The sequence below is a fragment of the Streptomyces bugieae genome (assembly GCF_036352915.1).
Taxonomy (GTDB): Bacteria; Actinomycetota; Actinomycetes; order Streptomycetales; family Streptomycetaceae; genus Streptomyces; species Streptomyces endophytica.
On the sequence record NZ_JAZBJP010000047.1, the window covers coordinates 21867 to 45316 of the forward strand.

24 protein-coding genes are annotated in these 23450 nt (G+C 68.5%); 10 read left to right on the forward strand and 14 right to left on the reverse strand.

Annotated features, from left to right (window positions below):
* Window positions 1-35: 35 nt before the first annotated feature.
* On the reverse strand, window positions 36-449 hold the full coding sequence (locus V2J85_RS36915; RefSeq protein WP_330824026.1) for a protease inhibitor I42 family protein: 414 nt from the start codon (window positions 447-449) through the stop codon (window positions 36-38).
* Between the two features lie 178 nt (window positions 450-627).
* Here V2J85_RS36915 and V2J85_RS36920 point away from each other — a divergent pair, with 178 nt between their 5' ends.
* Genes V2J85_RS36920 through V2J85_RS36930 form a run of 3 tightly spaced genes read left to right on the forward strand, consistent with a single transcriptional unit; the run spans window position 628 to window position 3487 of the window.
* Entirely contained in the window at window positions 628-1767 is a 1140-nt protein-coding gene (locus V2J85_RS36920) for a 5-(carboxyamino)imidazole ribonucleotide synthase (RefSeq protein ID WP_315975376.1), read from the forward strand.
* On the forward strand, window positions 1764-2303 hold the full coding sequence (purE, locus tag V2J85_RS36925; protein WP_261951093.1) for a 5-(carboxyamino)imidazole ribonucleotide mutase: 540 nt from the start codon (window positions 1764-1766) through the stop codon (window positions 2301-2303). Before V2J85_RS36920 ends, purE begins: the two co-directional genes overlap by 4 nt.
* The gene (locus V2J85_RS36930) at window positions 2300-3487 is read left to right on the forward strand and encodes a dipeptidase (protein ID WP_330824027.1); all 1188 of its coding nucleotides are present in this window, start codon (window positions 2300-2302) and stop codon (window positions 3485-3487) included. Before purE ends, V2J85_RS36930 begins: the two co-directional genes overlap by 4 nt.
* A gap of 9 nt (window positions 3488-3496) precedes the next feature.
* Here the strand turns inward: V2J85_RS36930 and V2J85_RS36935 are convergent, their stop codons facing one another.
* Complete coding sequence (locus V2J85_RS36935; RefSeq protein WP_261951095.1) at window positions 3497-3865, reverse strand: VOC family protein; 369 nt, start codon at window positions 3863-3865, stop codon at window positions 3497-3499.
* 72 nt (window positions 3866-3937) lie between these two features.
* Here V2J85_RS36935 and V2J85_RS36940 point away from each other — a divergent pair, with 72 nt between their 5' ends.
* Window positions 3938-4483 (forward strand): CGNR zinc finger domain-containing protein, encoded by a 546-nt coding sequence (locus V2J85_RS36940; RefSeq protein WP_330824028.1) that lies wholly within the window; start codon window positions 3938-3940, stop codon window positions 4481-4483.
* A 301-nt stretch (window positions 4484-4784) separates the two neighbouring features.
* Here V2J85_RS36940 and V2J85_RS36945 read toward each other — a convergent pair whose 3' ends face one another.
* The gene (locus V2J85_RS36945) at window positions 4785-6125 is read right to left on the reverse strand and encodes a UDP-glucose dehydrogenase family protein (RefSeq protein WP_261951097.1); all 1341 of its coding nucleotides are present in this window, start codon (window positions 6123-6125) and stop codon (window positions 4785-4787) included.
* A gap of 207 nt (window positions 6126-6332) precedes the next feature.
* On the opposite strand from V2J85_RS36945, the gene V2J85_RS36950 reads away from it, so the two are divergent.
* Complete coding sequence (locus tag V2J85_RS36950) at window positions 6333-7505, forward strand: acyl-CoA dehydrogenase (protein WP_261951098.1); 1173 nt, start codon at window positions 6333-6335, stop codon at window positions 7503-7505.
* A gap of 199 nt (window positions 7506-7704) precedes the next feature.
* On the opposite strand, the gene V2J85_RS36955 is transcribed toward V2J85_RS36950, so the two are convergent.
* Window positions 7705-8880: a tyrosine-type recombinase/integrase gene (locus V2J85_RS36955; RefSeq protein ID WP_261951099.1), complete on the reverse strand. Its 1176-nt coding sequence runs from the start codon at window positions 8878-8880 to the stop codon at window positions 7705-7707.
* A 131-nt stretch (window positions 8881-9011) separates the two neighbouring features.
* Between V2J85_RS36955 and V2J85_RS36960 the strand changes: the two genes are divergently transcribed.
* The 3 genes from V2J85_RS36960 to V2J85_RS36970 all read left to right on the forward strand — a co-directional run bounded on the left by V2J85_RS36960 (window position 9012) and on the right by V2J85_RS36970 (window position 11753).
* Window positions 9012-9554 carry a hypothetical protein gene (locus V2J85_RS36960; protein WP_330824029.1) on the forward strand — a complete coding sequence of 181 codons (543 nt, stop codon included), beginning with the start codon at window positions 9012-9014 and terminating at the stop codon, window positions 9552-9554.
* A gap of 80 nt (window positions 9555-9634) precedes the next feature.
* Window positions 9635-9805, forward strand: coding sequence for a helix-turn-helix domain-containing protein (locus tag V2J85_RS36965; RefSeq protein ID WP_261951101.1), 171 nt, complete (start codon window positions 9635-9637; stop codon window positions 9803-9805).
* A 1321-nt stretch (window positions 9806-11126) separates the two neighbouring features.
* Window positions 11127-11753, forward strand: a complete 627-nt coding sequence (locus V2J85_RS36970) for a hypothetical protein (RefSeq protein ID WP_261951102.1) — start codon at window positions 11127-11129, stop codon at window positions 11751-11753.
* 422 nt (window positions 11754-12175) lie between these two features.
* Here the strand turns inward: V2J85_RS36970 and V2J85_RS36975 are convergent, their stop codons facing one another.
* The 6 genes from V2J85_RS36975 to V2J85_RS37000 form a co-directional block, all read right to left on the reverse strand.
* Window positions 12176-12652: a hypothetical protein gene (locus tag V2J85_RS36975; RefSeq protein WP_261951103.1), complete on the reverse strand. Its 477-nt coding sequence runs from the start codon at window positions 12650-12652 to the stop codon at window positions 12176-12178.
* Between the two features lie 82 nt (window positions 12653-12734).
* Window positions 12735-12959, reverse strand: coding sequence for a DUF397 domain-containing protein (locus tag V2J85_RS36980; RefSeq protein WP_261951104.1), 225 nt, complete (start codon window positions 12957-12959; stop codon window positions 12735-12737).
* Between the two features lie 527 nt (window positions 12960-13486).
* Window positions 13487-14317: a helix-turn-helix domain-containing protein gene (locus V2J85_RS36985; RefSeq protein ID WP_261951105.1), complete on the reverse strand. Its 831-nt coding sequence runs from the start codon at window positions 14315-14317 to the stop codon at window positions 13487-13489.
* Window positions 14314-14838 (reverse strand): DUF6879 family protein, encoded by a 525-nt coding sequence (locus V2J85_RS36990; RefSeq protein WP_261951106.1) that lies wholly within the window; start codon window positions 14836-14838, stop codon window positions 14314-14316. The genes V2J85_RS36985 and V2J85_RS36990 overlap by 4 nt, the downstream gene beginning before the upstream one ends.
* Window positions 14822-15013, reverse strand: coding sequence for a hypothetical protein (locus tag V2J85_RS36995; protein WP_065960306.1), 192 nt, complete (start codon window positions 15011-15013; stop codon window positions 14822-14824). The genes V2J85_RS36990 and V2J85_RS36995 overlap by 17 nt, the downstream gene beginning before the upstream one ends.
* 406 nt (window positions 15014-15419) lie before the next feature.
* Entirely contained in the window at window positions 15420-16703 is a 1284-nt protein-coding gene (locus V2J85_RS37000) for an LCP family protein (RefSeq protein ID WP_261951107.1), read from the reverse strand.
* A 643-nt stretch (window positions 16704-17346) separates the two neighbouring features.
* Here V2J85_RS37000 and V2J85_RS37005 point away from each other — a divergent pair.
* Window positions 17347-17901 (forward strand): acyl-CoA thioesterase, encoded by a 555-nt coding sequence (locus tag V2J85_RS37005; RefSeq protein ID WP_261951108.1) that lies wholly within the window; start codon window positions 17347-17349, stop codon window positions 17899-17901.
* Here V2J85_RS37005 and V2J85_RS37010 read toward each other — a convergent pair.
* The 3 genes from V2J85_RS37010 to V2J85_RS37020 are packed head-to-tail and all read right to left on the reverse strand — an operon-like array spanning window position 17852 to window position 20408.
* Complete coding sequence (locus V2J85_RS37010; RefSeq protein ID WP_330824030.1) at window positions 17852-18433, reverse strand: VanZ family protein; 582 nt, start codon at window positions 18431-18433, stop codon at window positions 17852-17854. The two genes, V2J85_RS37005 and V2J85_RS37010, sit on opposite strands and share 50 nt — an antisense overlap.
* Window positions 18434-18475: 42 nt before the next feature.
* The gene (locus V2J85_RS37015) at window positions 18476-18934 is read right to left on the reverse strand and encodes a hypothetical protein (RefSeq protein ID WP_261951110.1); all 459 of its coding nucleotides are present in this window, start codon (window positions 18932-18934) and stop codon (window positions 18476-18478) included.
* A gap of 22 nt (window positions 18935-18956) precedes the next feature.
* Window positions 18957-20408 carry an LCP family protein gene (locus tag V2J85_RS37020; RefSeq protein ID WP_261951111.1) on the reverse strand — a complete coding sequence of 484 codons (1452 nt, stop codon included), beginning with the start codon at window positions 20406-20408 and terminating at the stop codon, window positions 18957-18959.
* A 215-nt stretch (window positions 20409-20623) separates the two neighbouring features.
* Between V2J85_RS37020 and V2J85_RS37025 the strand changes: the two genes are divergently transcribed.
* Complete coding sequence (locus V2J85_RS37025) at window positions 20624-21658, forward strand: glycosyltransferase family 2 protein (RefSeq protein ID WP_261951112.1); 1035 nt, start codon at window positions 20624-20626, stop codon at window positions 21656-21658.
* Window positions 21659-21751: 93 nt separating this feature from the next.
* Here V2J85_RS37025 and V2J85_RS37030 read toward each other — a convergent pair whose 3' ends face one another.
* Entirely contained in the window at window positions 21752-23449 is a 1698-nt protein-coding gene (locus V2J85_RS37030) for an LCP family protein (protein ID WP_330824031.1), read from the reverse strand.
* Window position 23450: the final 1 nt, after the last annotated feature.

Below are 23450 nucleotides of genomic sequence, written 5' to 3' on the forward strand. Positions count from 1 at the left end.
CGCACCCTCATGCTAACCACGCCCGCCGGAAGCGCTCAGCCGACCGTGACGCGGAAGTTGAGGGTGCGGGCCCCCGGTTCGTCGGCCGCCCCCGCCGAGCAGCGCCGACAGCGCACCAGACGTAAGTCCGTACGCCCCGGCCGGACCGCCTCGAAGTCGAGGTAGCGGGCCGGGCCGGTGCTGCCGTTCGCCTCGTGGGCGCCGGCGGGCCGCAGCACGGCCGGGTCGGGCCGGGGCGCGGCGACGACCCAGCGGAAGCCGCCGGGGTCGTCGGCGACCGCCACGCTGAAGCGGTCGCCGGCGGACACCGCGATCTCGGTGTCGTCCGGCCCGTAGACCTTCGGCCCGGACAATTGGCTGAAAACCGAGTGCAGGGCGATCAGCAGCGCGGCGATCGCGATGGCGATCACCAGCCTCCTGCCGCCCCTGGATATGTCGCTGTTCTCCATCCGGCCTCCCCTTCGCCGGGCCCGCGCCGGGCACCGGGCACCGCCCCGTACCGGCTGCCCCGGCCCGGGACCCACGGCCGGTGGTGATCTTCCACCGGCGATCTTCGAACGTGCGAACTCAGAGGATCATCCAAGGTCGGGTCAGGCGGAACGATGGCTTACGGATACCCTGGGGGGCGTGACGTTCCCGGTAGTCGGCATGGTCGGCGGCGGCCAGCTCGCCCGTATGACCCACGAGGCGGGTATCCCCCTCGGCATCAAGTTCAAGCTCCTCAGTGACACACCGCAGGATTCGGCGGCCCAGGTGGTCAGCGAAGTCGTCATCGGCGACTACCGCGATCTCGACACCCTGCGTGCCTTCGCCCGCGGCTGCGACGTGATCACCTTCGATCACGAGCACGTCCCCACCGAGCATTTGCGGGCCCTGGAGGCCGACGGCATCCCCGTCCGCCCCGGTCCCGACGCGCTGGTGCACGCCCAGGACAAGGGCGTGATGCGGGCGAAGCTGGACGCGATCGGCGCGCCCTGCCCGCGCCACCGCATCGTCTCGGACCCCGAGGACGTGGTGCGGTTCGCGGCGGAGGGTGACGGGTTTCCCGTGGTCCTCAAGACCGTCCGCGGGGGCTATGACGGCAAGGGTGTCTGGGTCGTGCGATCCTCCAAGGAGGCCGCCGAGCCGTTCCGTGCCGGGGTGCCCGTCCTTGCGGAGGAAAAGGTCGATTTCGCCCGCGAACTCGCGGCCAACATCGTCCGCTCCCCGCACGGCCAGGCCGTCGCCTATCCGGTCGTGGAGTCCATCCAGGTCGACGGCGTCTGCGACACGGTGATCGCCCCGGCGCCCGACCTCGACCCCGAGCTGGCCGGCCAGGCCCAGGAACTCGCGCTGCGGATCGGCCAGGAACTCGGCGTCGTCGGCCACCTGGCCGTCGAGCTCTTCGAGACCGCCGACGGCCGGATCCTCGTCAACGAGCTCGCCATGCGCCCGCACAACTCCGGCCACTGGACCCAGGACGGCGCGATCACCTCGCAGTTCGCCAACCACGTCCGTGCCGTGCTCGACCTCCCGCTCGGCGACCCGCGCCCGCGCGCCCGCTGGACGGTGATGGCCAACGTCCTCGGCGGCGACTACCCCGACATGTACTACGCGTATCTGCATTGCATGGCGCGGGACCCGCAGCTGAAGATCCATATGTACGGCAAGGACGTGAAGCCCGGCCGTAAGGTCGGGCACGTCAACACCTACGGCGACGACCTGGCGGATGTGCGCGAGCGCGCCGCGCACGCCGCCGGCTACCTGCGAGGAACGATCACCGAATGACTTCCCCTGCAAGCCCCCTGGTCGGCATCGTCATGGGCTCCGACTCGGACTGGCCCGTCATGGAGGCCGCCGCCCAGGCCCTCGCCGAGTTCGAGGTGCCCCACGAGGTCGACGTCGTCTCCGCCCACCGGATGCCCCGCGAGATGATCGCGTACGGCGAGGGCGCGGCCGACCGCGGCCTGAAGGTGATCATCGCCGGCGCGGGCGGCGCGGCCCACCTCCCCGGAATGCTCGCCTCGGTCACCCCGCTGCCCGTCATCGGCGTCCCCGTACCGCTCAAGTACCTGGACGGCATGGACTCCCTCCTGTCCATCGTGCAGATGCCGGCCGGCGTGCCGGTCGCCACCGTCTCCGTCGGCGGGGCCCGCAACGCCGGGCTGCTCGCCGCCCGGATGCTCGCCGCGCACGACCCCGAACTCCAGGCCCGGATGCGGGAGTTCCAGCAGGAGCTCAACGAACAGGCCACCGAGAAGGGCCGCCGGCTGCGCAACAAGGTCGCCACCCCGGGCGGCTTCGGCTTCGGGGGCGCCAAGTGAGCAGCTCCCGGGAGACCGCCCGGGAGCTGCTCACCCGCTGGCCCGTCGTCGACGGCCACAACGACCTGCCGTGGGCGCTGCGCGAGCAGGTCCGCTACGACCTCGACCGGCGGGACATCGCCACCGACCAGTCCGCCACCCTGCACACCGACCTGCCGCGGCTGCGGGCCGGCGGGGTCGGCGCGCAGTTCTGGTCGGTGTACGTACGCGCCGACTACGCCGGCGACACCGCGGTCAGCGCCACCCTCGAACAGATCGACGCGGTACGGCAGTTGGTCGCCCGCTACCCCGACGCGCTGCGCCTGGCACACACCGCCGACGACATCGAGGCGGCCCGCGCCGAGGGCCGGATCGCCTCCCTGATGGGCGCCGAGGGCGGCCACTCCATCAACAACTCGCTCGCCACCCTGCGCACCCTGCACCAACTGGGCGTGCGCTACATGACGCTCACCCACAACGACACCATCGACTGGGCGGACTCGGCGACCGACGAGCCGCGCCACGACGGCCTGTCCGCCTTCGGCGAGGAGGTCGTCCGGGAGATGAACCGCTGCGGGATGCTGGTCGACCTCTCGCACGTCTCCGCGGACACCATGCGCGACGCCCTGCGGGTCAGCACCGCGCCGGTGATCTTCTCGCACTCCTCCGCGCGGGCCGTCTGCGACCACCCGCGCAACGTCCCCGACGACGTGCTGGCCCAGCTGCCCGCCAACGGCGGCATCGCGATGGCCACCTTCGTGCCGAAGTTCGTGCTGCCCGAGGCGGTGGAGTGGACGCGGCGGGCCGACGAGAACATGCGCGCCCACGGCCTGCACCACCTCGACACCACGGAGGAGGGCATGGCGGTCCACCGGGCCTTCGAGGCCGCCAACCCGCGGCCGAGGGCCACCGCGGCGACCGTCGCCGACCACCTCGACCACATGCGCGAGGTCGCCGGCGTCGACCACATCGGCATCGGCGGCGACTTCGACGGCACCGCCTTCACCCCCGACGACCTGGCGGACGTCGCGGGCTACCCGAACCTGATCGCCGAACTGCTGGACCGCAACTGGTCCGAGGCCGACCTGGCCAAGCTGACCTGGCAGAACGCGGTCCGCACGCTGCGGGCCGCGGAGGACGTGGCGCGCGCCGAGCGGCAGCGGCGCGGCCCGTCCCACGCGACGATCGGCCAACTGGACGGCTGACCGCGGCCGTTACTTGAGGCAGAGGCAGAAGGGGTGCCCGGCGGGGTCGAGATAGACCCGGAAGTCGCGCACCCCTTCGTCGTGCTGCACGAGCTTCGCGCCCAGCCCGACGACCTTGCGCTCGGCCTCGTCGATGTCCGCCCGGGCCACGTCGAAGTCCAGGTGGAGCTGCTGCGGCACGTCCTGGCCCGGCCACTGCGGCGGCCGGTAGCCGCTCTCCACCCGCTGGAAGGCCAACGTGCGCCCGTTCGGCCCGGCGACCTCGATCCAGTCGTCGTCCGCGCCCTCCGTCACCCGCCAGCCGAGCATCTGCGCGTAGAACTCCGCGAGCGCGGCGTGGTCGGGACAGTCCAGCACGGTGACACCGAGCGTGATCATGACGTTACCTCCATGCGCGTCCAACCGGTAACTTCGTTACTGCATGATGGCAGCTATCGGTAACATTGCAAGGTGGCATCCCGAACGGCCCCGGATTCCCTGCTCCTCGTACAGGACCTGGTGAACACCCTCGACATCGAGACCGGCGCGGACACGCTGTGTGCGGACGGCGGTCCGCGCGCCTTCCTGCGCGACCACGGGCTCCCCGAACTCGCCCTGGACGACGACGGGTTGACCGGCCTCCAGCAGCTACGAGAGGCACTGCGCGCGGCCTGCCTGGCCCACACCGAGGGCAGCCCACTCCCCACTCCGGCCGCCCGCACGCTGAACCGGCTGCTGGCCGAAGCCCCCCTGGTGCTGGCCGTGGCCGAAGACGGCCACCCCGCGCTCCGCCCCGCCGACGGCCTCCGGGGCACCGCCCACCTCACCGCCCACATCGCCGCCGCCGTGGCGACCGCGGTCGCCGACGGTACCTGGACCCGCCTCAAGGCCTGCGAGGCCCACGACTGCCGCTGGGCCTTCTACGACCGCAGCCCGGCCGCCCGCGGCCGCTGGTGCACGATGGCGGTCTGCGGGAGTCGGGCGAAGATGCGGACGTATCGCGCGAAGCGCGTGTAGCGCTGATCCCCACGTACTTGGCTGTCCCGCCGTGGGTCGTCTCGCCGTGGCGCCTGCGGCGGGCTGGGTGGTTGTTGGGTGCGGTGGCGGGCCTCCGGGGCCGGTTGTGTGGACTGCTGACGCTTTACGTCCACACAACCGGCCCCTCCGGCCCGTCCCCTCCCGTTGGGGGGAAGTTGAGGCCGGTGGGGGTGCAGGTAACGCCTACGGGCGCGCAGGTATCGGGTCAGGGCCGCCCCCGACCAGCTTGGAAACTCCCACTCACGGGAGGGGTGGACCGGAGGACGAAGTCTGGGGGAGATTAAGCCCGAGGCCGCCCCAGCGCTCGGTAGGTCCAGCCTGCCTTGCGCCAGAGTTGGGGGTCGAGGGCGTTGCGGCCGTCCAGGATGCGGCGTTCGGCGGTGACCTCGGCCAGTGCTGCCGGGTCCAGCTCGCGGAACTCGCGCCACTCCGTCAGGTGCAGCACCACGTCCGCGCCGCGCACCGCCTCCAGGGCGGTGTCCGCGTAGCCCAGCGTCGGGAAGAGCCGGCGGGCGTTCTCCATGCCCTTGGGGTCGTAGACGGTGACCTGGCCGCCCTGGAGGTGGATCTGGCCGGCGACGTTGAGCGCGGGGGAGTCCCGTACGTCGTCGGAGTCCGGCTTGAAGGTCGCGCCGAGGACGGCGACCCGCTTGCCGAGGAAGCCGCCGCCCACCGCGTCCCGGGCCAGCTCGACCATGTGGCCGCGGCGCCGCATGTTGATCGAGTCGATCTCGCGCAGGAAGGTCAGGGCCTGGTCGGCGCCCAGCTCACCGGCGCGGGCCATGAACGCCCGCAGGTCCTTCGGCAGGCAGCCGCCGCCGAAGCCGATGCCGGCCCGCAGGAACTTCTTGCCGATCCGCTCGTCGTGCCCGATCGCCTCGGCGAGCTTCACCACGTCGCCGTCGGCCGCCTCGCAGACCTCGGCCATCGCGTTGATGAAGGAGATCTTCGTCGCCAGGAAGGAGTTGGCGGAGGTCTTCACCAGCTCGGCCGTCGGGTAGTCCATGACGATGAACGGAGAGCCCTCGGCGATCGGCTTGGCGTAGACCTCGCGCAGCAGCTCCTCGGCCTTCTCGCCGGCCACACCGACGACGATCCGGTCGGGGTGCAGGGTGTCCTGGACGGCGAAGCCCTCGCGCAGGAACTCCGGGTTCCAGGCGAGCTCGGCCGCCGGGCCGGCCGGGGCGGCGGCCGCCAGCCGCTCGGCGAGCCGGGCCGCGCTGCCCACCGGCACCGTCGACTTGCCGACGACCAGCGTGGGCCGGGTCAGATGCGGCGCCAGCGCGTCGAAGGCGCTGTCCACGTAACTCATGTCGCAGGCGTACTCGCCGTGCTTCTGCGGGGTGTTCACGCAGACGAAGTGGACGTCGCCGAACGCGCCGGCCTCCTCGTAGGAGGTGGTGAAGCGCAGCCGCCCGGTGGAGCCCTCGATGCCGGCGACGTGGCGGCGCAGCAGCTCCGCAAGGCCCGGCTCGTACATCGGGACCTCGCCGCGCTGCAGCATCTCGATCTTCTCGGGGACCACGTCCAGCCCGAGCACCTCGAAGCCGAGCTCGGCCATGGCTGCGGCGTGGGTGGCGCCGAGGTAGCCGGTGCCGATCACGGTGATCTTGAGGGCCATGGGTGCTCCAGACGCATGCTGACGAAAACGGCCGGACCGAGCATAGTCGCGAGGGGAATGGCCTACTCCAGTCGCGCGGTGGGCAGGACCGTAACTGTCGGCAACCTCACGTATCCGCAGGCCGGGCCCGGCGCCTAGAATCCGGAGAGGTAAAGGGTTACTTAACGGTAGTTAGCACTGCCGGAGCTCACAGGGGAGTGAGAGTTAGTGGCGGGAACCGCTGATTTCGATCTGTACCGGCCGTCCGAGGAGCACGACATGCTCCGCGAGTCGGTGCGCTCGCTCGCCGAGGCGAAGATCGCGCCGTTCGCCGCCGCGGTGGACGAGGAGGCCCGCTTCCCGCAGGAGGCGCTCGACGCGCTGGTCGCCAACGACCTGCACGCCGTCCACGTACCGGAGTCCTACGGCGGTGCCGGCGCCGACGCGCTGGCGACCGTCATCGTGATCGAGGAGGTCGCCCGGGTCTGCGCCTCGTCCTCCCTCATACCTGCCGTCAACAAGCTCGGCTCGCTGCCGGTGATCCTCTCCGGCTCCGAGGAGCTGAAGAAGAAGTACCTCGGTCCGCTCGCGGGCGGCGACGCGATGTTCTCGTACTGCCTGAGCGAGCCGGACGCCGGTTCCGACGCGGCCGGCATGAAGACCAAGGCCGTCCGCGACGGCGATGACTACGTCCTCAACGGCGTCAAGCGCTGGATCACCAACGCCGGCGTCAGCGAGTACTACACGGTGATGGCGGTCACCGACCCGGAGAAGCGCTCCCGGGGCATCTCGGCCTTCGTCGTCGAGAAGGGCGACGAGGGCGTCTCCTTCGGCGCCCCGGAGAAGAAGCTCGGCATCAAGGGCTCCCCGACCCGCGAGGTCTACCTCGACAACGTCCGCATCCCCGCCGACCGCATGATCGGCGAGGAGGGCACCGGCTTCGCCACGGCCATGAAGACCCTGGACCACACCCGCATCACCATCGCGGCCCAGGCGCTCGGCATCGCCCAGGGCGCGCTGGACTACGCCAAGGGCTACGTCCAGGAGCGCAAGCAGTTCGGCAAGCCGATCGGCGACTTCCAGGGCATCCAGTTCATGCTCGCCGACATGGCGATGAAGCTGGAGGCGGCCCGTCAGCTCACCTACGCCGCGGCGGCCCGCTCCGAGCGGATCTCGGCCGGCGGCAAGGGCGAGGACCTGACCTTCTTCGGCGCCGCGGCCAAGTGCTACGCCTCGGACGCCGCCATGGAGATCACCACGGACGCGGTCCAGCTGCTCGGCGGCTACGGCTACACCCGCGACTACCCGCTGGAGCGGATGATGCGGGACGCCAAGATCACCCAGATTTATGAGGGCACGAACCAAGTTCAGCGGATCGTGATGGCAAGGAACCTTCCCTAGCAGGGTTTTTGCAGGTCAGAAGCTGTTTCGACGGCCCGGCGAGTCAGTCACGGCTTCCTGTCCGTTGCGGCCCGATCAGGCCCGTTCCTGGGCGTCATGCTGGGGAAATCCTGGGTAGACGCCTGGCTGGAAACGGCCTCTGACCTGCGTAAACAGCACAGCCCCCGGCGCGTGGCCGGGGGCTGTTGTCGTAGGTGGTTCAGGCGACCTCTGATGCCTCCGTGGGATCGTCAGCGCCGGGCGTCAACATCGTTGCGATGGCGGCCCGGCCGCGCTGCTCGGCCCCTTCGAAGATGTAGTGGTAGTGCTCCCTCAGCACGTCCGTACTGCTGTGGCCCATCCAGTCGGCCACATCGTTCTCGGGGACTCCGGCGTACAGCAGCCGCGACCCGTAGTAGTGCCGGAGTGAGTGCGTCTTGCAGTACTTCACCTGTCCCTTCCCCAGAGCCTCCATCCAGATCTTCGGGTAGAAGTACGACGCGTAGAGGTATCCAGTCCGCGTCACGTTGGGGAAGAGAAGCCGCTCAGGCCCCCATACGCCGTGGTTCTTGATGTGCCGCCGAAGCTCGAAGGCGACGTTCGGCGGGAGGGGGACGGTACGCCCTGGCTCGCCTTCGTCACGAGCCTTGATGTGCCGACGCTGGATCGCGCTGTTCTTCCCCGACTCGGTGTCTCCGTCCTCCGCAATCTGGAAGTCGACCCGAAGCGTCTCGGCCTTGAAGTCGATCTGATCGCGGGACACCGCCATGGCCTCACCCAGCCGCAGGCCGCATCCAGCCATGAGCCAGAGCATCGCGCGGTAACGCGGTGGGGCTGCATCCAGCATCGCCAGTACTTCCCGCGTCGTGAGCCGTCGAGCGGTGCTCTTGTGCTCCCGGATCTCCTTGGCGCGACTGCCCGCGCCCTTGACCTCCTTGCATGGGTTCCGGCCGATGATCTCGTTGGCGACAGCCCAGTCCATCATCCCGGAGAAGAACGAGAACCGCTGACGCCGAGTCCGGGCGGACAGCTTCCGATCCTGCTCCATCCACAAGAGCCACTGCTCAACGTCAGCGATCTTCAGGGACACGATGGAACGGGCCTTGAAGAACGGCTCAATGGTCGTGTTGAGGATCGACCGGTACTGCTTCTTGGTGCTGTTCTCCAGCTTCCTCTGATTCGTCCACTGCTCCCATACCGCCGTCACCGGCTGCTTGCCCAACCGGTCGTCCAGGTAGGTCCCGGCGTCGAGTTCCTGCTCCTTGCGCTTGCGCTGGTCATCAGCCCGCTTCTTGGTCTCGAACGTCTTCTGCCGCTGCTTGCCGTCCGGGTCGTACCAGAACGTCGTCCACTTCTTCGGGTCGTCCTTCGACCGCGCAACCCAAGCTCTAGCCACGGAGGTGCTGGCCTTTCTGTTCAAGGGGAGTGCTCGACCGGTGCGCCGGGAGCATCTGACCTCAGACTGAACTTGGCCACCCTGAGTTGTCAACCCTGGGTGGGTCACTCAGAGTGGTGTATGGTGAGGGTATGCGAGCAGATGAGAGCGGCTTTGAGATCGAGCAGCAGCAAGGGGGGTGGACGGTCCGGATGTGGTGGCCCGTGGGGACTGTGACGGGTGGCCCCCAGCGCATCACCATCGAGCCGGCTGCCGATGCGCCCGCACGTGACGTGGCACGGGGCATCTCCACGACCGTGCTGCGCAGGCTCGACCTCGCGGCGGCTTTGAACCTTGCCAAGATGGCGCCGGAGGCCCAGAGCACTCTTGAAAACACGGCCAAGAAGCTGAGCGAGTCTGGTGAGGCGGCGGGGCTTCTGCTGGCCAATGAAGGGGTCTCGGAGAGGTACTTGGTTTTGCTCGCGGCTACTTATAAGGCCCTGGCGGACACAGGGGCTGTGGCCCCCGTGCGACATCTGGCGCGGCTCATCGGCCGTCAGCCAGAGACCGTCAAGGACCACTTGAAGAAGACACGGCGCGAGGGCTACCTCAGCACCGTCGCAGGAAAGGCCGGAGGGGAGCTGACTGAGAAGGCATTGGCGATCTTGAAGTGCATGCCGTCTGCGGAAGCGTAGCCTGCACGGCCCAAATTCCTAATCCCGCATCGCAATGGCCCCCGAGATGACTCGGGGGCTTTCTTTGTCTGGAGAGTTGATTGACCAAGCTGATGACTGTTGGCGACGTGGCCGAGTACCTGAACAAGCCTCGGTCGTGGGTGTATGAGAACTGGAGAAACGAGAAGATCCCGTTCAGGAAGGTAGGGCAGTCGCTTCGATGCCGTCCTGCCGATCTGGACTGCTGGCTGGACGACCGGGAGGCCATGTGATGCGCCAGAAGACTCCAGACAGCGACTCTTGGGCTGTCGACCCCTTCGACCCTTTCGGTGGCGAGGCTCCGTGGGAAATGCAACGTCGTCAGGATGGGGAGGAGCGCTCCAGGGAGGCGGGAGACGGTTCTCTTCACCGTCCGTCCCCGCCGGCCAGCGCGGAGCGCGAAGACAGGTGGGAGGACATGACGACGCGCCACTACGACTTCATCGGGCATGTGCTGGCCTCAGACCTGCCTCACGCGAACCGCACCTTGGCCACCGCCGTTGCCCTGCACTGCGGGCCGAACAGTCACGGTTGTTCAGCCTCGGTCGGCACCCTCGCGGATGAAACGAGGATGACCGTCGCGACGTACGGAAGCGGCTCAGACTCCTTGAGGAGAAGAAGTTGATCCGCCACGACGGTTGGACAACTCCAAAGGCCGGGGCCACCTCCGGCACCAAGGTCTATCGGATCGGCAGACCCAAGTAAGCCGGGGCTTCCCGCTCGATAGGTAGGGGTCTTTTACCCTCTTGGGTAGGGGTGTTCGAGCCCCTTGGATAGGGGGAGGTCACCCCTCCAAACATTTCATTGAACATCCAATACAACATCTAATAGAACATGCCCGCCCCATCAGAGGGGCGGGCTGTTGTTTCTTTCTGGCGGAGACTCTTGGGAGTCTCGACCAGCCAAGGAAAGTAGAGTTAGGCAACCGGTTGCCAACGAGACTCAGGGGAGTCTCGTACCAACTGGCGAGGGAGCGCGCGCCCATGGCATGTGCCCCCGCTAGCCGTGTACAACTGCCCCGTCGTTATCGGCGGGTCAGCCGAGGGCGCGGAGGCTCGTCAGCACTAGGAGGAAGAGCGTCAGTGCGGCGCCAGCCGCGGCTGAACCGCCTCGGATGCAGGCTGGCGTGCGGGCTCCTTCCCACCGAGCGAGTAGGCCGGCCACCATGCCGACAATGATCGCTGCCAGCACCGCCGCCAGGATAAGCAGCAGCCTGACGTAGAGGGGCAGTCCCACTTCAACCTCCGTTGCACACAAGCGAGATGAACACACTCAGCTTCCGTGCAGGCCGGCTGCTGAACTAGCATTCCGGACTACCTCGATAAATCACAGGACTATGCAGGACTTCGCAGGAGTATGGGGGACTACATGGGGCGACGACTGGAGCCGCTCGACGCAGAGAACCCTCTGCATGTGTTCGCCCTGCGACTGAGGCAACTCAGGGACGCGGCCGGGACAGCAGGGGACACCAAGGCGACGTGCCAACGAGTGGGCATCTCACCCACGACGTACTACGCATGGCTGGCTGGGAAGCAACTTCCAGGAAGAGACGCCTTGGAGCGCACGGTCAAAGCATGGGGCGGAGAGGTCGCGGAGTGGTTGGAGCTTAGAGGCCGGACAGAGGAGACACTCGCGAAGTTGGCGGCGCAACAACGAGCCCTGGCTTCGCCGCCCCAACCATCGGCCCGCTCCCAAGAGGTCGAGACCCAGGAACGGAGTGTCCTTCCTTCTGGAACTTCAGCTCATGTGAGGCTTCGAGAGGCGCGTGAACTTCTCCGAATCCTTGGCTTCCTGGATGAAGCTACAGGTGAGCGCTCTGGACTCATTTTCTTGTCCTTGCTCAATTTAACTCCAGATAGGGATTGGCATCAGGTGGAGCGACCAGTGCGGCAGACGGTTGATGCTATGCGGTGGATCGGAGAATTCTATGGGGTTCACTACAAGCCGAACACCAGAGAGACGATTCGTCGGCGCACCCTTCATGAATTCAGGGAGAAGGCTCTCATCGTTTGGAATCCAGACAACCCCAACCGTCCCATCAACTCGCCCAAGTGGTGTTTTCAATTGTCGGACATGTACTTCCCGTTGATTCGCGGCTACAAACAAAAGTACTTCTGGCGCGAACTGGCAGATTTCTGGGGAAGAGTCGGTCACGGGTTCTTTGGAGATGAGAGCAGGTGATCGAGCGTAAGTTGCCATGGTTCTCAGGAGAATGTGTATAAAGTCCTGCCTGCGAATAAAGCAGGTGCCGTCGGACCTCATGCGTGATGGGTCAACCAAAAAGTGCGGCGAGCTCACACATTGAGTCATTCATCTCCCGGCGGGGCGGTTAATTCGCTGTGTAATAAGGCTGAAGCGAGGGCGCAGAAGGCTTAAGGATGCCTCTGTGTGCGGCAGCGGGTATCTAGGGAGAGCGCCTCAGCCTGAGGGTCGGCTCCTTCTTCTTCGCAGGAAAATCGATACCCGTACATGATCCAAGGGAGGCACCCCCGGTGGGTCCTAATAAATTTCAGGCGGGCATTACCCCAGGCAATTGTATATTCCGTTTACTGAATTGCCCCGCCCTTTGAGGTGGGCCCAGTATGTGAAGACGCTTTGCTTTGTTAGTTCGACGTCGCGATCGGGCAGCCCAGGGCAGCGTGATAACGGTTCGGGGAGCAGGTCACAACTGCCAGGGACAGGTAGCAGGGGCGTTCTAGGTAGAAGCCGTATGACACATCAGCACCTGAGTGCAGTTCTTCGGCAGCAGCATGCACTATCCGGGCCAGGCCCGTGGTGTCGCGGTACCTTTCCGACGCGAACCGAGATGCGTACTCGGCCAGCCGCTCACCGAGCCATGATGCCGCCTCCTTTGCCTCATCCCAGGTGCCTCGAACCGCTGAAGGGGGCTTGATAAGCCAGTACGCCGTTTCGAGAGGCGGGAGGTCCGATGTGGGGAACTCTAGGGCGGCCTCGCGGTAACGCTGGATCAGTTCCGGCTTGCTGCCGGCCGGGGGTGGGTCAGGGTGCGGGGGACGTCGTAGAGCCTCGTTGTCGAAGCGCTCTTTCGGCCCGGTCCATAGGTAGCCGTGGTGGTGCACCAGTCGTTCCCGTTCGAGTGGTGCCAGCCGGGCCGGACCCAGGGACGGGGGATGTTCCCGGCCCGACTGGCGGGAGGGGGGATCAGATGTTCAGGCCGAAGCGCGCCGGGTCGATGCCGGCCGCGCTCAGCTCCTCCGTGGTGAACCGCAGCGGCTCCGCACTCGGCCGCTTGCTGTCACCGAGCGCCCAGAGACCGTCGCCGATCCGGGCCAGGGTCACGCACCCCTCCGTGCAGGGGCCGCCGCACGCCTGGACGAACGAGGCCCCGCTGATGTCGAGCGCGTACAGGTCGGTTCCGTTCTGCATCACTGCACCTTCCTGCTAACTGATCACGGCCATGGCTGGCCGTCGCCGCCCGAACGGGCGGGAGTCAAAGGGGGAGAGCCGCGCTTCAGCGGTTGGAACGCTTGCCGTACTCGGCGCACCGCGTGCACTCGCACGGCGGCCACGCGGAAGTCATGAGAGGTGCCAGATCATCGCTCGCGGATACTGCCTGCTCGGGCCCCCGCGATCGCCCGGAGTCACGGGAAACGCGCATCGTCATCAGCGGCCGGTCAGCGAAGAGACGCTGCGCCGCTCCCTTACGCGTCACGCGTGTACCTCGGCTTGGTGGCGGCGGAGCCTTACGTTGCCGTCTGAAACCCCGCTGTAGTTCCCTGCGGATCGCGCGTTCTCGCGAGCCACCGACAGCGAGAGGCACGTACGGCATCCGGGCTTAGGGGACGGCTCACTTGTCCCGTTCATCAGGCTAATTGCCGATGCGGTCGACTCCGGATCGGAAGTTCTCTCTTCGCTCCCCATGACGCCATCTTCGGCTGGCCGGGGGCGCGCCTCTAGGCTGTTTCCTGTTCCCGCAAAAAGTCGTTGCGAATGTCTTCGAGTAGGCCTCGCATTCTGTCCCCCGACAGAGCTACGGCCGCGAACCCATTGAACTTATCTACGTACAGCCCAACGTCTCTCGGGTCCGTAACGACCACTTCAGCGTGCACGGTCTCTATCGTCACCATGTGGTCATCGCGGATAACGAACGCGTGATTGGCGATGTCGTGTTGCTGAATCGCCAGCGGCACCACTCGCACATCCACGTGAGGCAGGCGCGATATGGAGGCGATGCGGTCGAGCTGCGCCGCCATCATCTGCGGTGGGACGATTCTCCACCTTAGTGCCGGTTCCGTGATGACGAACTGAAGTGATTTCGTGCTGTCGTACAGAACCGCTTGCCGTTCGAGCCTTCCGCTGATTGTGCGCGTGAGGGCGTCTTCACCCAGGTTGTGCCGTTTCAGAACGGCCCGGATGTACTCCGGGGTTTGGAGCAGGCCGGGGATCAGTGCCGGTTGAAAGAGCCGCAGCGTCGACATCTGGGCTTCCAGGGCCTTGGCGGCTTGCTGCCCCTTGTGGACGCCGATGCGCTTCAGCAGCCGCCACGCTGTAGCTTCGGTCGCGGACGCGCGGGCAGCCTCCGTGTACTCGGCCTTGACTTCATCCGATACGCCGATGGCGGTCAGGATGCGTTCAACATCCGTGGCGCTCGGTGCGAGCTTGGCATTCTCGATCTTGGACAGCTTGGACGGAGACATGAGGGCGCTGCGGGCCACTGCCTTGGCTTCTTTTCCAGATGCCATTCGCAGCGCCCGCAGCGCGGCCCCAAGCTGTGCTCTGTTCACGCCCCGTACTTGGCCCACCATTCGGTAAATGGTTCCGCATGGGCGAGTGCCATGTCGCGGTACCTGGTGAACTCTGCCACCTGTTCCGGCTCCAGCACTTCCGAGCCCAGGTACTTTCCTGCCCCGTCATATTTCATCACGGCCACGGACTCGGAATCGAAGCACCAGAAGTCCGGTACGCCGGCCAGGGGATTGGGTTCCTCGGTGACGTCGAGGATGAAGAACTCTTCACCTCCGGTCATGTTCTTCCGGTAGCCCCACCCGAGTTCGAACAAAAGATAGTCTGTGAGCGGGCGCGACAGAATGTGCACCCGATACACCCGCTTCCCGTTCTCGGTGTGCGAGCGGAGTTCTTCCACCCATCCTGCGTTGTAGTCCTCGGGCTGCGGCTCCCCGGCCAGGTAGGCGTGATATGCGTCGACGTTCCCGGACTTGCTGTAGTCGTCCAGGGTTTCCAGACGGAAAGCCTCACGCTGGAACGAGTCGAAGAGGTCGCCGAGGGTCTTAGATGAGCTTGTCACGGATGGCCTTCTGGAGCAGTTCCATCGGAATCTCGACCAGGGTTTCGTGAGCGGGAATCTGGAGCCCGTGGTCCGTTGGCGTCTCGCCCTGCACCAGGAAAGTGCCGCGATCCGTCGCGTAGATCGTAGGGCAGTCCTTGATGTCGCAGGTGCTGACCAGCTTGGTGACCTTCATGGTCTGGGTTCCCCTCCCATGCCGCTGTCAGTGCCTCGCGTCTGGGTTGATGCTCCCGAGGGCCGGGCGTGTGGGTCAAGCGATCACGGTTGACGGGACGGGAAACCGCGTGACGCCCTCCAAGCCTGCTCGTCTGTTGCCCTCTCAGGCTCGGCTTCAAGGCGGCTGGGGTGACCTGCGCAGACTGTTGACGATCATGGGGAAATGCTGGGGAGCCCTCCTCTGAGAGGGCTGTTCATGCAGGTCAGGACCATATGACCTGTAAAGCACACAATCTACGAGGGCACCAACCAGGTCCAGCGCATCGTGATGGCGCGCAACCTGCCCCAGTAAGCACCACGGCAGACAGGAAGGGGCCCGGACCGCCGTCGCGGTCCGGGCCCCTTCCCGTGGCCGGGTCCCTGCGTCAGTTGCTGCTGACCGTGACCTTCTCGTCGTTGTTCAGCTGCTGGACCAGCTGCTGCACCTTGGCCTTGTCCCACACCAGGTTGCCGCCGGTGGAGCCGGAGATCGGCATGTTCATCGACTTGCCGTCACCGCTGGTTACGCCCTTCATCGCGAAGAACATCTCGCCCAGGTCCCACAGGCTCATGTCCTTGTCGACGATCAGCGTGTCCAGGCCGGCGCCCATCACCGGGTAGAGCTTGAACGGGTTGAGCACGGTGCTCGGCGTGGCGGTCTGGCTGGCCAGCGACGACAGGAACTTCTGCTGGTTCTTCGTCCGGTCCAGGTCACTGCCGGCGAAGGCGTGCCGGGTGCGGACGAAGGCGAGCGCCTGCTGGCCGTTGAGGGTCTGCTTGCCGGCCGGGAAGTCGGCGCCGGACCACTTGTCCTTGAACGCCTTGGGGATGTCCATCTCCACACCGCCGATGGCGTCCACGATGTTGGCGAAGCCGGCGAAGCCGATCTCCACGTAGTGGTCGATGTGCAGGTGGGTGTTGGCCTCGACGGTGCGCACCAGCAGCTCCGGGCCGTCCTCGGCGTAGGCCGCGTTGAGCTTGGTGTGCCGCCCGGTGCCCGGGTACTTCTTGCCGGAGTCCGAGCCGACGAAGGACGGTATCTCGACGTCCGAGTCACGCGGCAGCGAGATCAGCGTCGGGCCGTTGCTGCCGTCGTGCAGGATCATCATCGAGTCGGTGCGCTTGCCCTCGGCGGAGCCGGTGTGCAGCTTCTTCTTCTCCTCGGCGGACATGCCCTCGCGGCTGTCCGAGCCGACGATCAGGTAGTTCGTGCCGTCGCCGGTCGCCGGCCGGTCGATGACCTTGCTGAGGTCGACCTGGCGGCGGAGCTTGCCGTCGGCCCAGAAGTACGTGGCGACCGAGGCGACCGCCAGGACGGCGACCAGGGTGATGATCGTCCACTTGATGCGCCGGCCCCAGCGCGGCCGCGGCCGCCCGCCGCCGTAGTCGTCGCCGTAGCGGTCCCCGCCACCGCCGCCGCCTCCGTAGACCTGGCCGGTGTTGTAACCGTCGTACGCGTCGTCGTAGCCCTGGGACTGCTGCGGCGGCACGGTCGCGCCCCTGCGTGGGGACATCGACGGCGGCAGCGGGGGCTCCTGTCGCCGATAGCCGGGTGCCGCGTCACGCCGCACCTGGGGCATGGCACGCGCACCCTCCGGGTCGGCGCCGCTGCCGCGCCCGTACCCGTTGCCGTTCCGGTCGCCGGACCATCCGTTGGGCCACTCATTCATACCGGGCAGTGTGCACGGCCCAGGGGCCCGTCCCATAGGGCGGGTGCGGGATCGGGCCAGGCCTGTTGCAGACCTGATGCAAAGCGACGGCGGCGTTCCGCCGCATATCGCAAGGGCCCGTGACCATTCCGACCTGCACGAACGGAATCTACGATTCCGGATGCTCCCCACGTACTCGTTGCACTTTGTGGCATTGCCCACGTAGTCGGCTGCGCCTTGTCTCCTCCCCACGTACCTGGCTTTCCCGCCGCGGGTCGTCTCGCCGTTGCGCCTGGCGGCGGGCGTGGTGTTGTCGGGTGCGGTGCCGGCCCTCCAGACTTCGTCCTCCGGTCCAGCCCCTCCCGTGAGTGGGAGGTGAGAGGTGGTTGGGGGCGTGCGTTGTCTGTTGACCGTACGCGTGTGGGCGTTACGTGCACCCCCACCATCGTTTTCTTTCCCTCTCACGGGAGGGGGCGGGCCGGAGGTCCGTCACCGCACCCGACACCCACCCAGCCCGCCGCAGGCGCAACGGCGAACAACAACCGCGGCGGGACAGCCAGGTACGTGCGGGGCGCCGCAAAGCGCGCAACGGCGAGCAAGCCCCGCGGCGGGACAGCCAGGTACGTGGGAAGGAGACAAGGCGCAGCCGCTTAGGCTGGGGCGCATGACCGAACCAGTCGCCAGCGACCCCGATCGTGAACCCGTGGGCAAGCCCACCTCCGTGTCCCGCATCACGCTCAGCCACATCATGACGGCCGGCGACACGAATCTCCTCGGGTCGGTGCACGGTGGCGTGATCATGAAGCTGGTCGACGACGCCGCCGGCGCGGTGGCCGGCCGGCACTCCGGCGGGCCGGCGGTGACCGCCTCCATGGACGAGATGGCCTTCCTGGAGCCGGTCCGGATCGGCGACCTCGTCCACGTCCGCGCCCAGGTCAACTGGACCGGCCGCTCCTCCATGGAGGTCGGCGTACGGGTCCTGGCCGAGCGCTGGAACGAGTCCAGCCCGGCCCAGCAGGTCGGCTCCGCCTACCTCGTCTTCGCCGCCGTCGACGAGCACGGCAAGCCGCGCCCGGTGCCGCCGGTGATCCCCGAGACCGAGCGGGACAAGCGCCGCTACCAGGAGGCGCAGATCCGCCGTACGCACCGGCTCGCCCGCCGCCGCGCCATCAAGGAGCTGCGCGAACGGCGCGCCGCGGAAGGCCTCGACGACGCATAGCGGCCACCGCCAGCTGCCCCAGCAGCGCCAGCCCCGCCCCGATCACGGTGCCGGCGGCCGCGCACAGCACGTCGTCGATGTCGGCGATCCGCCCGGCCCGCATCAGCAGCTGCGCCGTCTCGATCACCAGGGACAGCCCGACCCCGAGCAGGAACGCCAGCGCGACCGGGACCCGCGGCACCGCGAACCGCAGCAGCAGCGGCACCGGCACGAACAGCGCCGCGTTGGCGGTCTGCCGCCGTACCAGCATCGCCAGCTCCCCGGGCTCCAGCTGGGCGCCCAGCTCGAACAGCCCCTCACCGGGCCGCCACCACACCGTCGCGTCCCCCGAGCCGATCGGCTGGGCCGGCGCCAGCGTCGCCACCAGGAGCAGCAGCAGCCAGCCGGCCAGCAGCACCCGGGCGGTGGTGCGCGGCGCGGGGCCGGCCGGGGACAGCGCGGTCCACAGGGCGAACCCCGCCGCCAGCGCCAGCGCCGCGAGCAGGAACAACGCCACCGTGGTGGGGGTGATGCCCAGCACAACCTGCCACACGAGGTGCACCTTTCCGAGTAGGTCCGTGGCGCCCGCCGGGCGTCAGCCGCAGCTCCACTTGGTGACGTAGACCGTTTCCGCGTGCTCCATGACGCCGCGGATGCACTCGTCCGCGAGCATCTCCACCCGGCCGCTCAGCGTGACCGCGCCGTGCCGGGTCCACCGGGTGCCGAACCAGCCGGGGAACGCCGTGATCCGGGTGTTCTTGCGCTGGTAGCCCAGCCGCACCGGGATCTCCCGGAGGCCGGCCGCCGCGCCGTGCCGCCGGTAGGTCGCGGTGTACGTCCCGTCGGACCCCACCGGGCCGCGCAGGCACAGCTGGCCGCGGACCAGGTCGCCGCAGCCGGTCGGGGCGGCGGGTGCCGGCGGTGCCGCGGCGGCGGTCGCCGCGACCAGGCACAGCGCGGCCGCCGCGACGAACGCGCGGCGGACCCGGCGGCGGGCGTCCGGGCGGTGCGCGGGCGATGCGGCCGGGGTGCGGCGGGGCGCGGGGACACTCATGCCGGGACCTCGCTTCGCTCGCTCATGGGCACACCGCCTGGTCGCCGGTGACCGCCGAGACCGCGCCGGCCGGCGGCGACGGTTCCTCGGCCCGCACCCGGTGGACCGCCTCGTGGTCCTGCCCGACCGTCACCCGCATCACCGACCCCTGCCCGGTCACCGGCCGCAGCTCGGCGCCCGGCAGCGCGGCGGCCAGCGAGCGGGCCGAGCGGTCCCAGCGCGGGTCGTAGGCGATGACCGTACGGGCCAGCCGGCCGAGCCCGGAGTTGCCCGGTGTGCCGACCGTCGCGAACCCGGTGGCGTGCAGCTCCCGGGCCACCGCCGTGGCCAGCCCGGCCCGGTCGCTGCCGTTGTCGACCTGCACCTGTACCCGGCCCGGCGGCACGTCCACGACCGCGGCGCGCGGCCGGTGCCGGTCCCGGTGCTCCGCGAGCGGCCGGTCCTCGCGGATCGCCTCGAAGAGCTTCGGCGCCCGCACCGGGTCCCACCGCACGGTCGAGCCGACGCCCGGCACCGGCTGCGCCACGTCGCCCAGCGGGACGGAGGTGAACTCCGACGACGACGGGGTGAAGCCGCGCATCGCCTGCCCGAGGTCGACCAGGTCGTTCGCCTCGAACCCCGGATCGGCGCGGACGGACGCCAGCATCGTGTCGGCGACGTCCTTGAAGCGGATCGGGTTCATCAGCACCCCGGAGGAGGTGATCTTGTGGATCAGGGCGGCCAGGAAGCGCTGCTGGCGCTGCATCCGGCCGAGGTCCGCGGAGCCGTCGATATGGCGCGAGCGCACGTACTGCAGCGCCTGCCCGCCGTTGAGCTGCGCCTTGCCGACCGGCAGGTTCAGCCCGGTGTAGCTGTCGCGCAGCGGCCGTACGGTGCAGATCTCCACCCCGCCGACCGCGTCCACGGTCCGCATGAAGCTGGTGAAGTCGACCTCCAGGTAGTGGTCGATGTGCACGCCCGTCATGTGCTCGACGGTCCGCACGGTCAGGTTGGGGCCACCCTCGGCGTAGGCCGCGTTCAGCTTGATCGGGTGCGCGGCGCGGGCCCGGCCGGTGGCCGCGTCCGTATGGGCGGGCACCTCGGCATAGGAGTCCCGGGGGAGGCTGACGACGCTGGCGCGGTCCCGGTCGGCCGACAGGTGCACCAGCATCAGGGTGTCCGTGCAATGGCACGGCTGACCGCCCAGGTGGTACTTCTCCTTCTCCTCCTGGGTGAGCTTGTCCCGCCCGTCCGTGCCGACGACCAGGAAGTTCAGCCCGTCGCCGCCCCCGGGCCGGTTGCTCATCCCCTGGAACGCGTCCACCCGGCCGATGCCGGTCTCGACGCCGGTGACCATGGCGTGCCCCACCCCGCTCGCCGACAGCAGCAGCACGGACGTGGCCGCGCCGATCCGCAGCCCCCAGCGCGGGCCCGCCGGGCGGCGGTGCGCGCCGGAGCGGTCGGCCCGGCGGGCGGAGCGGAACGGCGCGGTCACGGGGGACACCTCCGCGGTACGGACGGAACCGGCGAGAACACCGTAGGTCCATATGATCTGGTGCAAAGCGCCACACGCCGGGCATCGACCGGCCGGCCACCCGGCTGCGTCCGGGCCGGTCCGCCATTCGCGGTAACGTGAGGCGCGATTCTGCAGTCTCCCGGCGGGCGCTGCCGCCCCGGCGGCTCCGCCACGGGCCGTACCCCCGAGGAACCATGCCGCAGCAGCCGCCCCCGGCCGTCTCCGTGATCATGCCGGTGCTCAATGAGGAACGTCACCTGCGCAATTCGGTCCGGCACATCCTGGAGCAGGAGTACGCCGGCGAGATGGAGGTGGTGATCGCTCTGGGCCCCTCCGCGGACCGCACCGACGAGATCGCCGCCGAGCTGGTGGCCGAGGACCCCCGGGTGCACACCGTGCCCAACCCGACCGGTCGCACCCCCGCCGCCCTGAACGCCGCGATCAAGGCGTCCCGGCACCCGATCGTGGTCCGGGTCGACGGTCACGGCATGCTCTCCCGCGACTACATCGCCACCGCCGTGCGCCTCCTGGAGGAGACCGGCGCCGCGAACGTCGGCGGGATCATGCACGCCGAGGGCGAGAACGCCTGGGAGGACGCGGTGGCCGCCGCGATGACCTCCCGGATCGGCGTCGGCAACGCCGCCTTCCACACGGGCGGCGAGGCGGGCCCCGCCGAAACCGTCTACCTCGGCGTCTTCCGCCGCGAGGCCCTGGAACAGCAGGGCGGGTACAACGAGGAGTTCATCCGCGCCCAGGACTGGGAGCTGAACTTCCGCATCCGCGAGGCCGGCGGCCAGATCTGGTTCTCGCCCGAGCTGAAGGTCCAGTACCGCCCCCGGCCGAGCATCAAGGCGCTGGCGAAGCAGTACAAGGACTACGGCAAGTGGCGCCACGTCGTGGCCCGCTACCACGCCGGCTCGATCAACCTGCGCTACCTCGCCCCGCCGACCGCGGTCTGCGCGATCGCGGCCGGCCTGGTGGTCGGCGCCGCCGTCACCCCGTGGGGCCTCGTCGTCCCGGCCGGCTATCTGGCGGCCATCACCGCGGGCTCGCTGCCCGCCGGCAAGGGGCTCTCCCTGAAGGCCCGCGCCCAGATCCCCGTGGCGCTGGCCACCATGCACATGTCCTGGGGCTTCGGCTTCCTGACCAGCCCCCGCGCGCTGGCCAGGAAGGTCATCGCCAGCCGCCGCCCGGCGGTCGTCGCCCCGGCGGCGACGCGCACGGACTGACCCCGGCCGGCGACACGACGACGAGCGGCCGCCGCTCCGCCGGGTGGATCCGGTGGGGCGGCGGCCGCTCGCATGCCGATGCGCGGGACGGAGCTAGAACGTGTAGTCCGGGTTCACCCGCATGCAGCCCTTGGACTCGCCGTTGAGGGCGTCCGCGCTGGCGGGCGCCTTGTCGGCGGGCTTGTCGCTGCCGGACGTCTTCGGGTAGGTCGTGCCCGCCCGCCAGTCGTTGCCGACCACCAGCTGCAGCCCGCTCACCGAACTCGACTCCCGCACCGCGCTCTTGGGCAGGCCGAGCGCCTTGGCGACGGCCAGCGCATCGCCGCGCCGGTCCGCGCCGTGGTACGTCAGGGTGGTGTCGGCCTGGCTGGTGAGCACCGTGGTGGTGCCGGCCGCGGAGTAGCCGAGCCCGGCCAGCTGGTGCTGGACGTCGTTGGCGCGGCCGGAGGCCGGGCCGGTCACCGTGCTGTTGGTGCCGTTCTGCACGACAATCTTCAGCTGGTCCTTGGGAGTTGACGCCTTCGGGTCGGGCGCCGGCCTCTTCTTGGCGTCCTTGCCGTCGAGCGCGGTGTCGTTGCGCAGCATCGCGAACGTCGCGTCCGCGTCGCCGGGCTTGGGCACGACGTAGCGCTCACCGGGGCCGTACTGCCAGGGCATGGTGATCATCGTGATGCGCTTGGTCGGCACCCGGCTGAGGTCACCGCCCAGGTCGTAGAGCTTCTTGACGGTGTCCAGCCCGTCGTCGACGGTCAGTGCCTTGGTCGCGGCCTCCGCCAGGTCCCGCAGCTGTCCCGGGTCGGACAGCTTGGTGCCCTTCTTCAGCTGGCGGACCATCGAGTTCATGTACATGTGCTGGGCCTTGGCCCGGCCGATGTCGGTGTTGTCCTCGAAGCCGTAGCGGGTGCGCAGCCACTGCAGCGCCTGGACGCCCTTGACGGAGTGGGTGCCCTTGGTGAGCCGCAGGCCGCTGCCGTGGCCCCTGCTGTCGTGCGAGTAGATGTTGGCCCGGACGCAGACCGGGACGCCGCCGATGGCGTCCGCCATGTCCACCACGCCGGAGAAGTCGACCATCATGAAGTGGTCGATGTAGACGCCGGTGAGCTCCTGCCAGGTGGAGAGGGTGCAGCCCGGACCGCCGTGCTGGAGCGACTCGTTGATCGGCGCGGTGGTCTGCGGATAGACCTCGTGCGTCTTCGGGTCGGTGCACTTGGGGATCGTCACCCGGGTGTCCCGCGGGATGGAGACCACCGACATGTTGCTGCGGTCGGCGGAGACGTGCACCAGCATCTGGACGTCGGCCAGCGGCTTGCGGTCCGCGTCCTGCCGGGCGCCGCCGAGCTCGATGTTCTTCTTGCTGTTCCGGCCGTCGGAGCCGAGCAGCAGGATGTTCAGCGGGCTCTGCCCGAACGCGTTGGGGTCCGGCTTCTTCAGGCCGTTGCCGCCCAGGGACCGCGGGGCCTTGCGGAGGTTGGCGTTGAGGTGCTCGTAGTACCAGTAGCCGGCGCCCGCGGTGCCCACTATCAGGACGGCGAGGGATATGGCGGTCCAACGGAGGGCCTTGCGGCCCTTGCCCTTCTTGCGGCGCGGCCGGCCCCCTTTGCGGTGGCCGCCGGTCTCCTCGGGCCCGTCCTCGTCGCCGGGCGGCACCTCGCCGCCCTCCGGCGGCGTCCAGCCGGGTGCGTCCGGCGGCAGCCCCTTGTTCTCGTAGAGGCTGTCGTCCCAGCCCAGTTCCTGTGCTTCCGGCTGCCGTCGCCGGCGTGATCGGTCACCACGCACACTGCTCTGCCGCATT

What these genes read in the sequence shown, in the direction of transcription:
- V2J85_RS37000 (WP_261951107.1), bottom strand. Translation starts at nt 16,703, where the DNA reads ATGAATGAGTGGCCCAACGGATGGTCCGGCGACCGGAACGGCAACGGG.
- V2J85_RS36995 (WP_065960306.1), bottom strand. Translation starts at nt 15,013, where the DNA reads ATGAAGGTCACCAAGCTGGTCAGCACCTGCGACATCAAGGACTGCCCT.
- V2J85_RS36915 (WP_330824026.1), bottom strand. Translation starts at nt 449, where the DNA reads ATGGAGAACAGCGACATATCCAGGGGCGGCAGGAGGCTGGTGATCGCC.
- V2J85_RS37025 (WP_261951112.1), top strand. Translation starts at nt 20,624, where the DNA reads ATGCCGCAGCAGCCGCCCCCGGCCGTCTCCGTGATCATGCCGGTGCTC.
- V2J85_RS36980 (WP_261951104.1), bottom strand. Translation starts at nt 12,959, where the DNA reads ATGCAGAACGGAACCGACCTGTACGCGCTCGACATCAGCGGGGCCTCG.
- purE (WP_261951093.1), top strand. Translation starts at nt 1,764, where the DNA reads ATGACTTCCCCTGCAAGCCCCCTGGTCGGCATCGTCATGGGCTCCGAC.
- V2J85_RS37015 (WP_261951110.1), bottom strand. Translation starts at nt 18,934, where the DNA reads ATGAGTGTCCCCGCGCCCCGCCGCACCCCGGCCGCATCGCCCGCGCAC.
- V2J85_RS37030 (WP_330824031.1), bottom strand. Translation starts at nt 23,449, where the DNA reads ATGCGGCAGAGCAGTGTGCGTGGTGACCGATCACGCCGGCGACGGCAG.
- V2J85_RS37005 (WP_261951108.1), top strand. Translation starts at nt 17,347, where the DNA reads ATGACCGAACCAGTCGCCAGCGACCCCGATCGTGAACCCGTGGGCAAG.
- V2J85_RS36945 (WP_261951097.1), bottom strand. Translation starts at nt 6,125, where the DNA reads ATGGCCCTCAAGATCACCGTGATCGGCACCGGCTACCTCGGCGCCACC.
- V2J85_RS36960 (WP_330824029.1), top strand. Translation starts at nt 9,012, where the DNA reads ATGCGAGCAGATGAGAGCGGCTTTGAGATCGAGCAGCAGCAAGGGGGG.
- V2J85_RS36935 (WP_261951095.1), bottom strand. Translation starts at nt 3,865, where the DNA reads ATGATCACGCTCGGTGTCACCGTGCTGGACTGTCCCGACCACGCCGCG.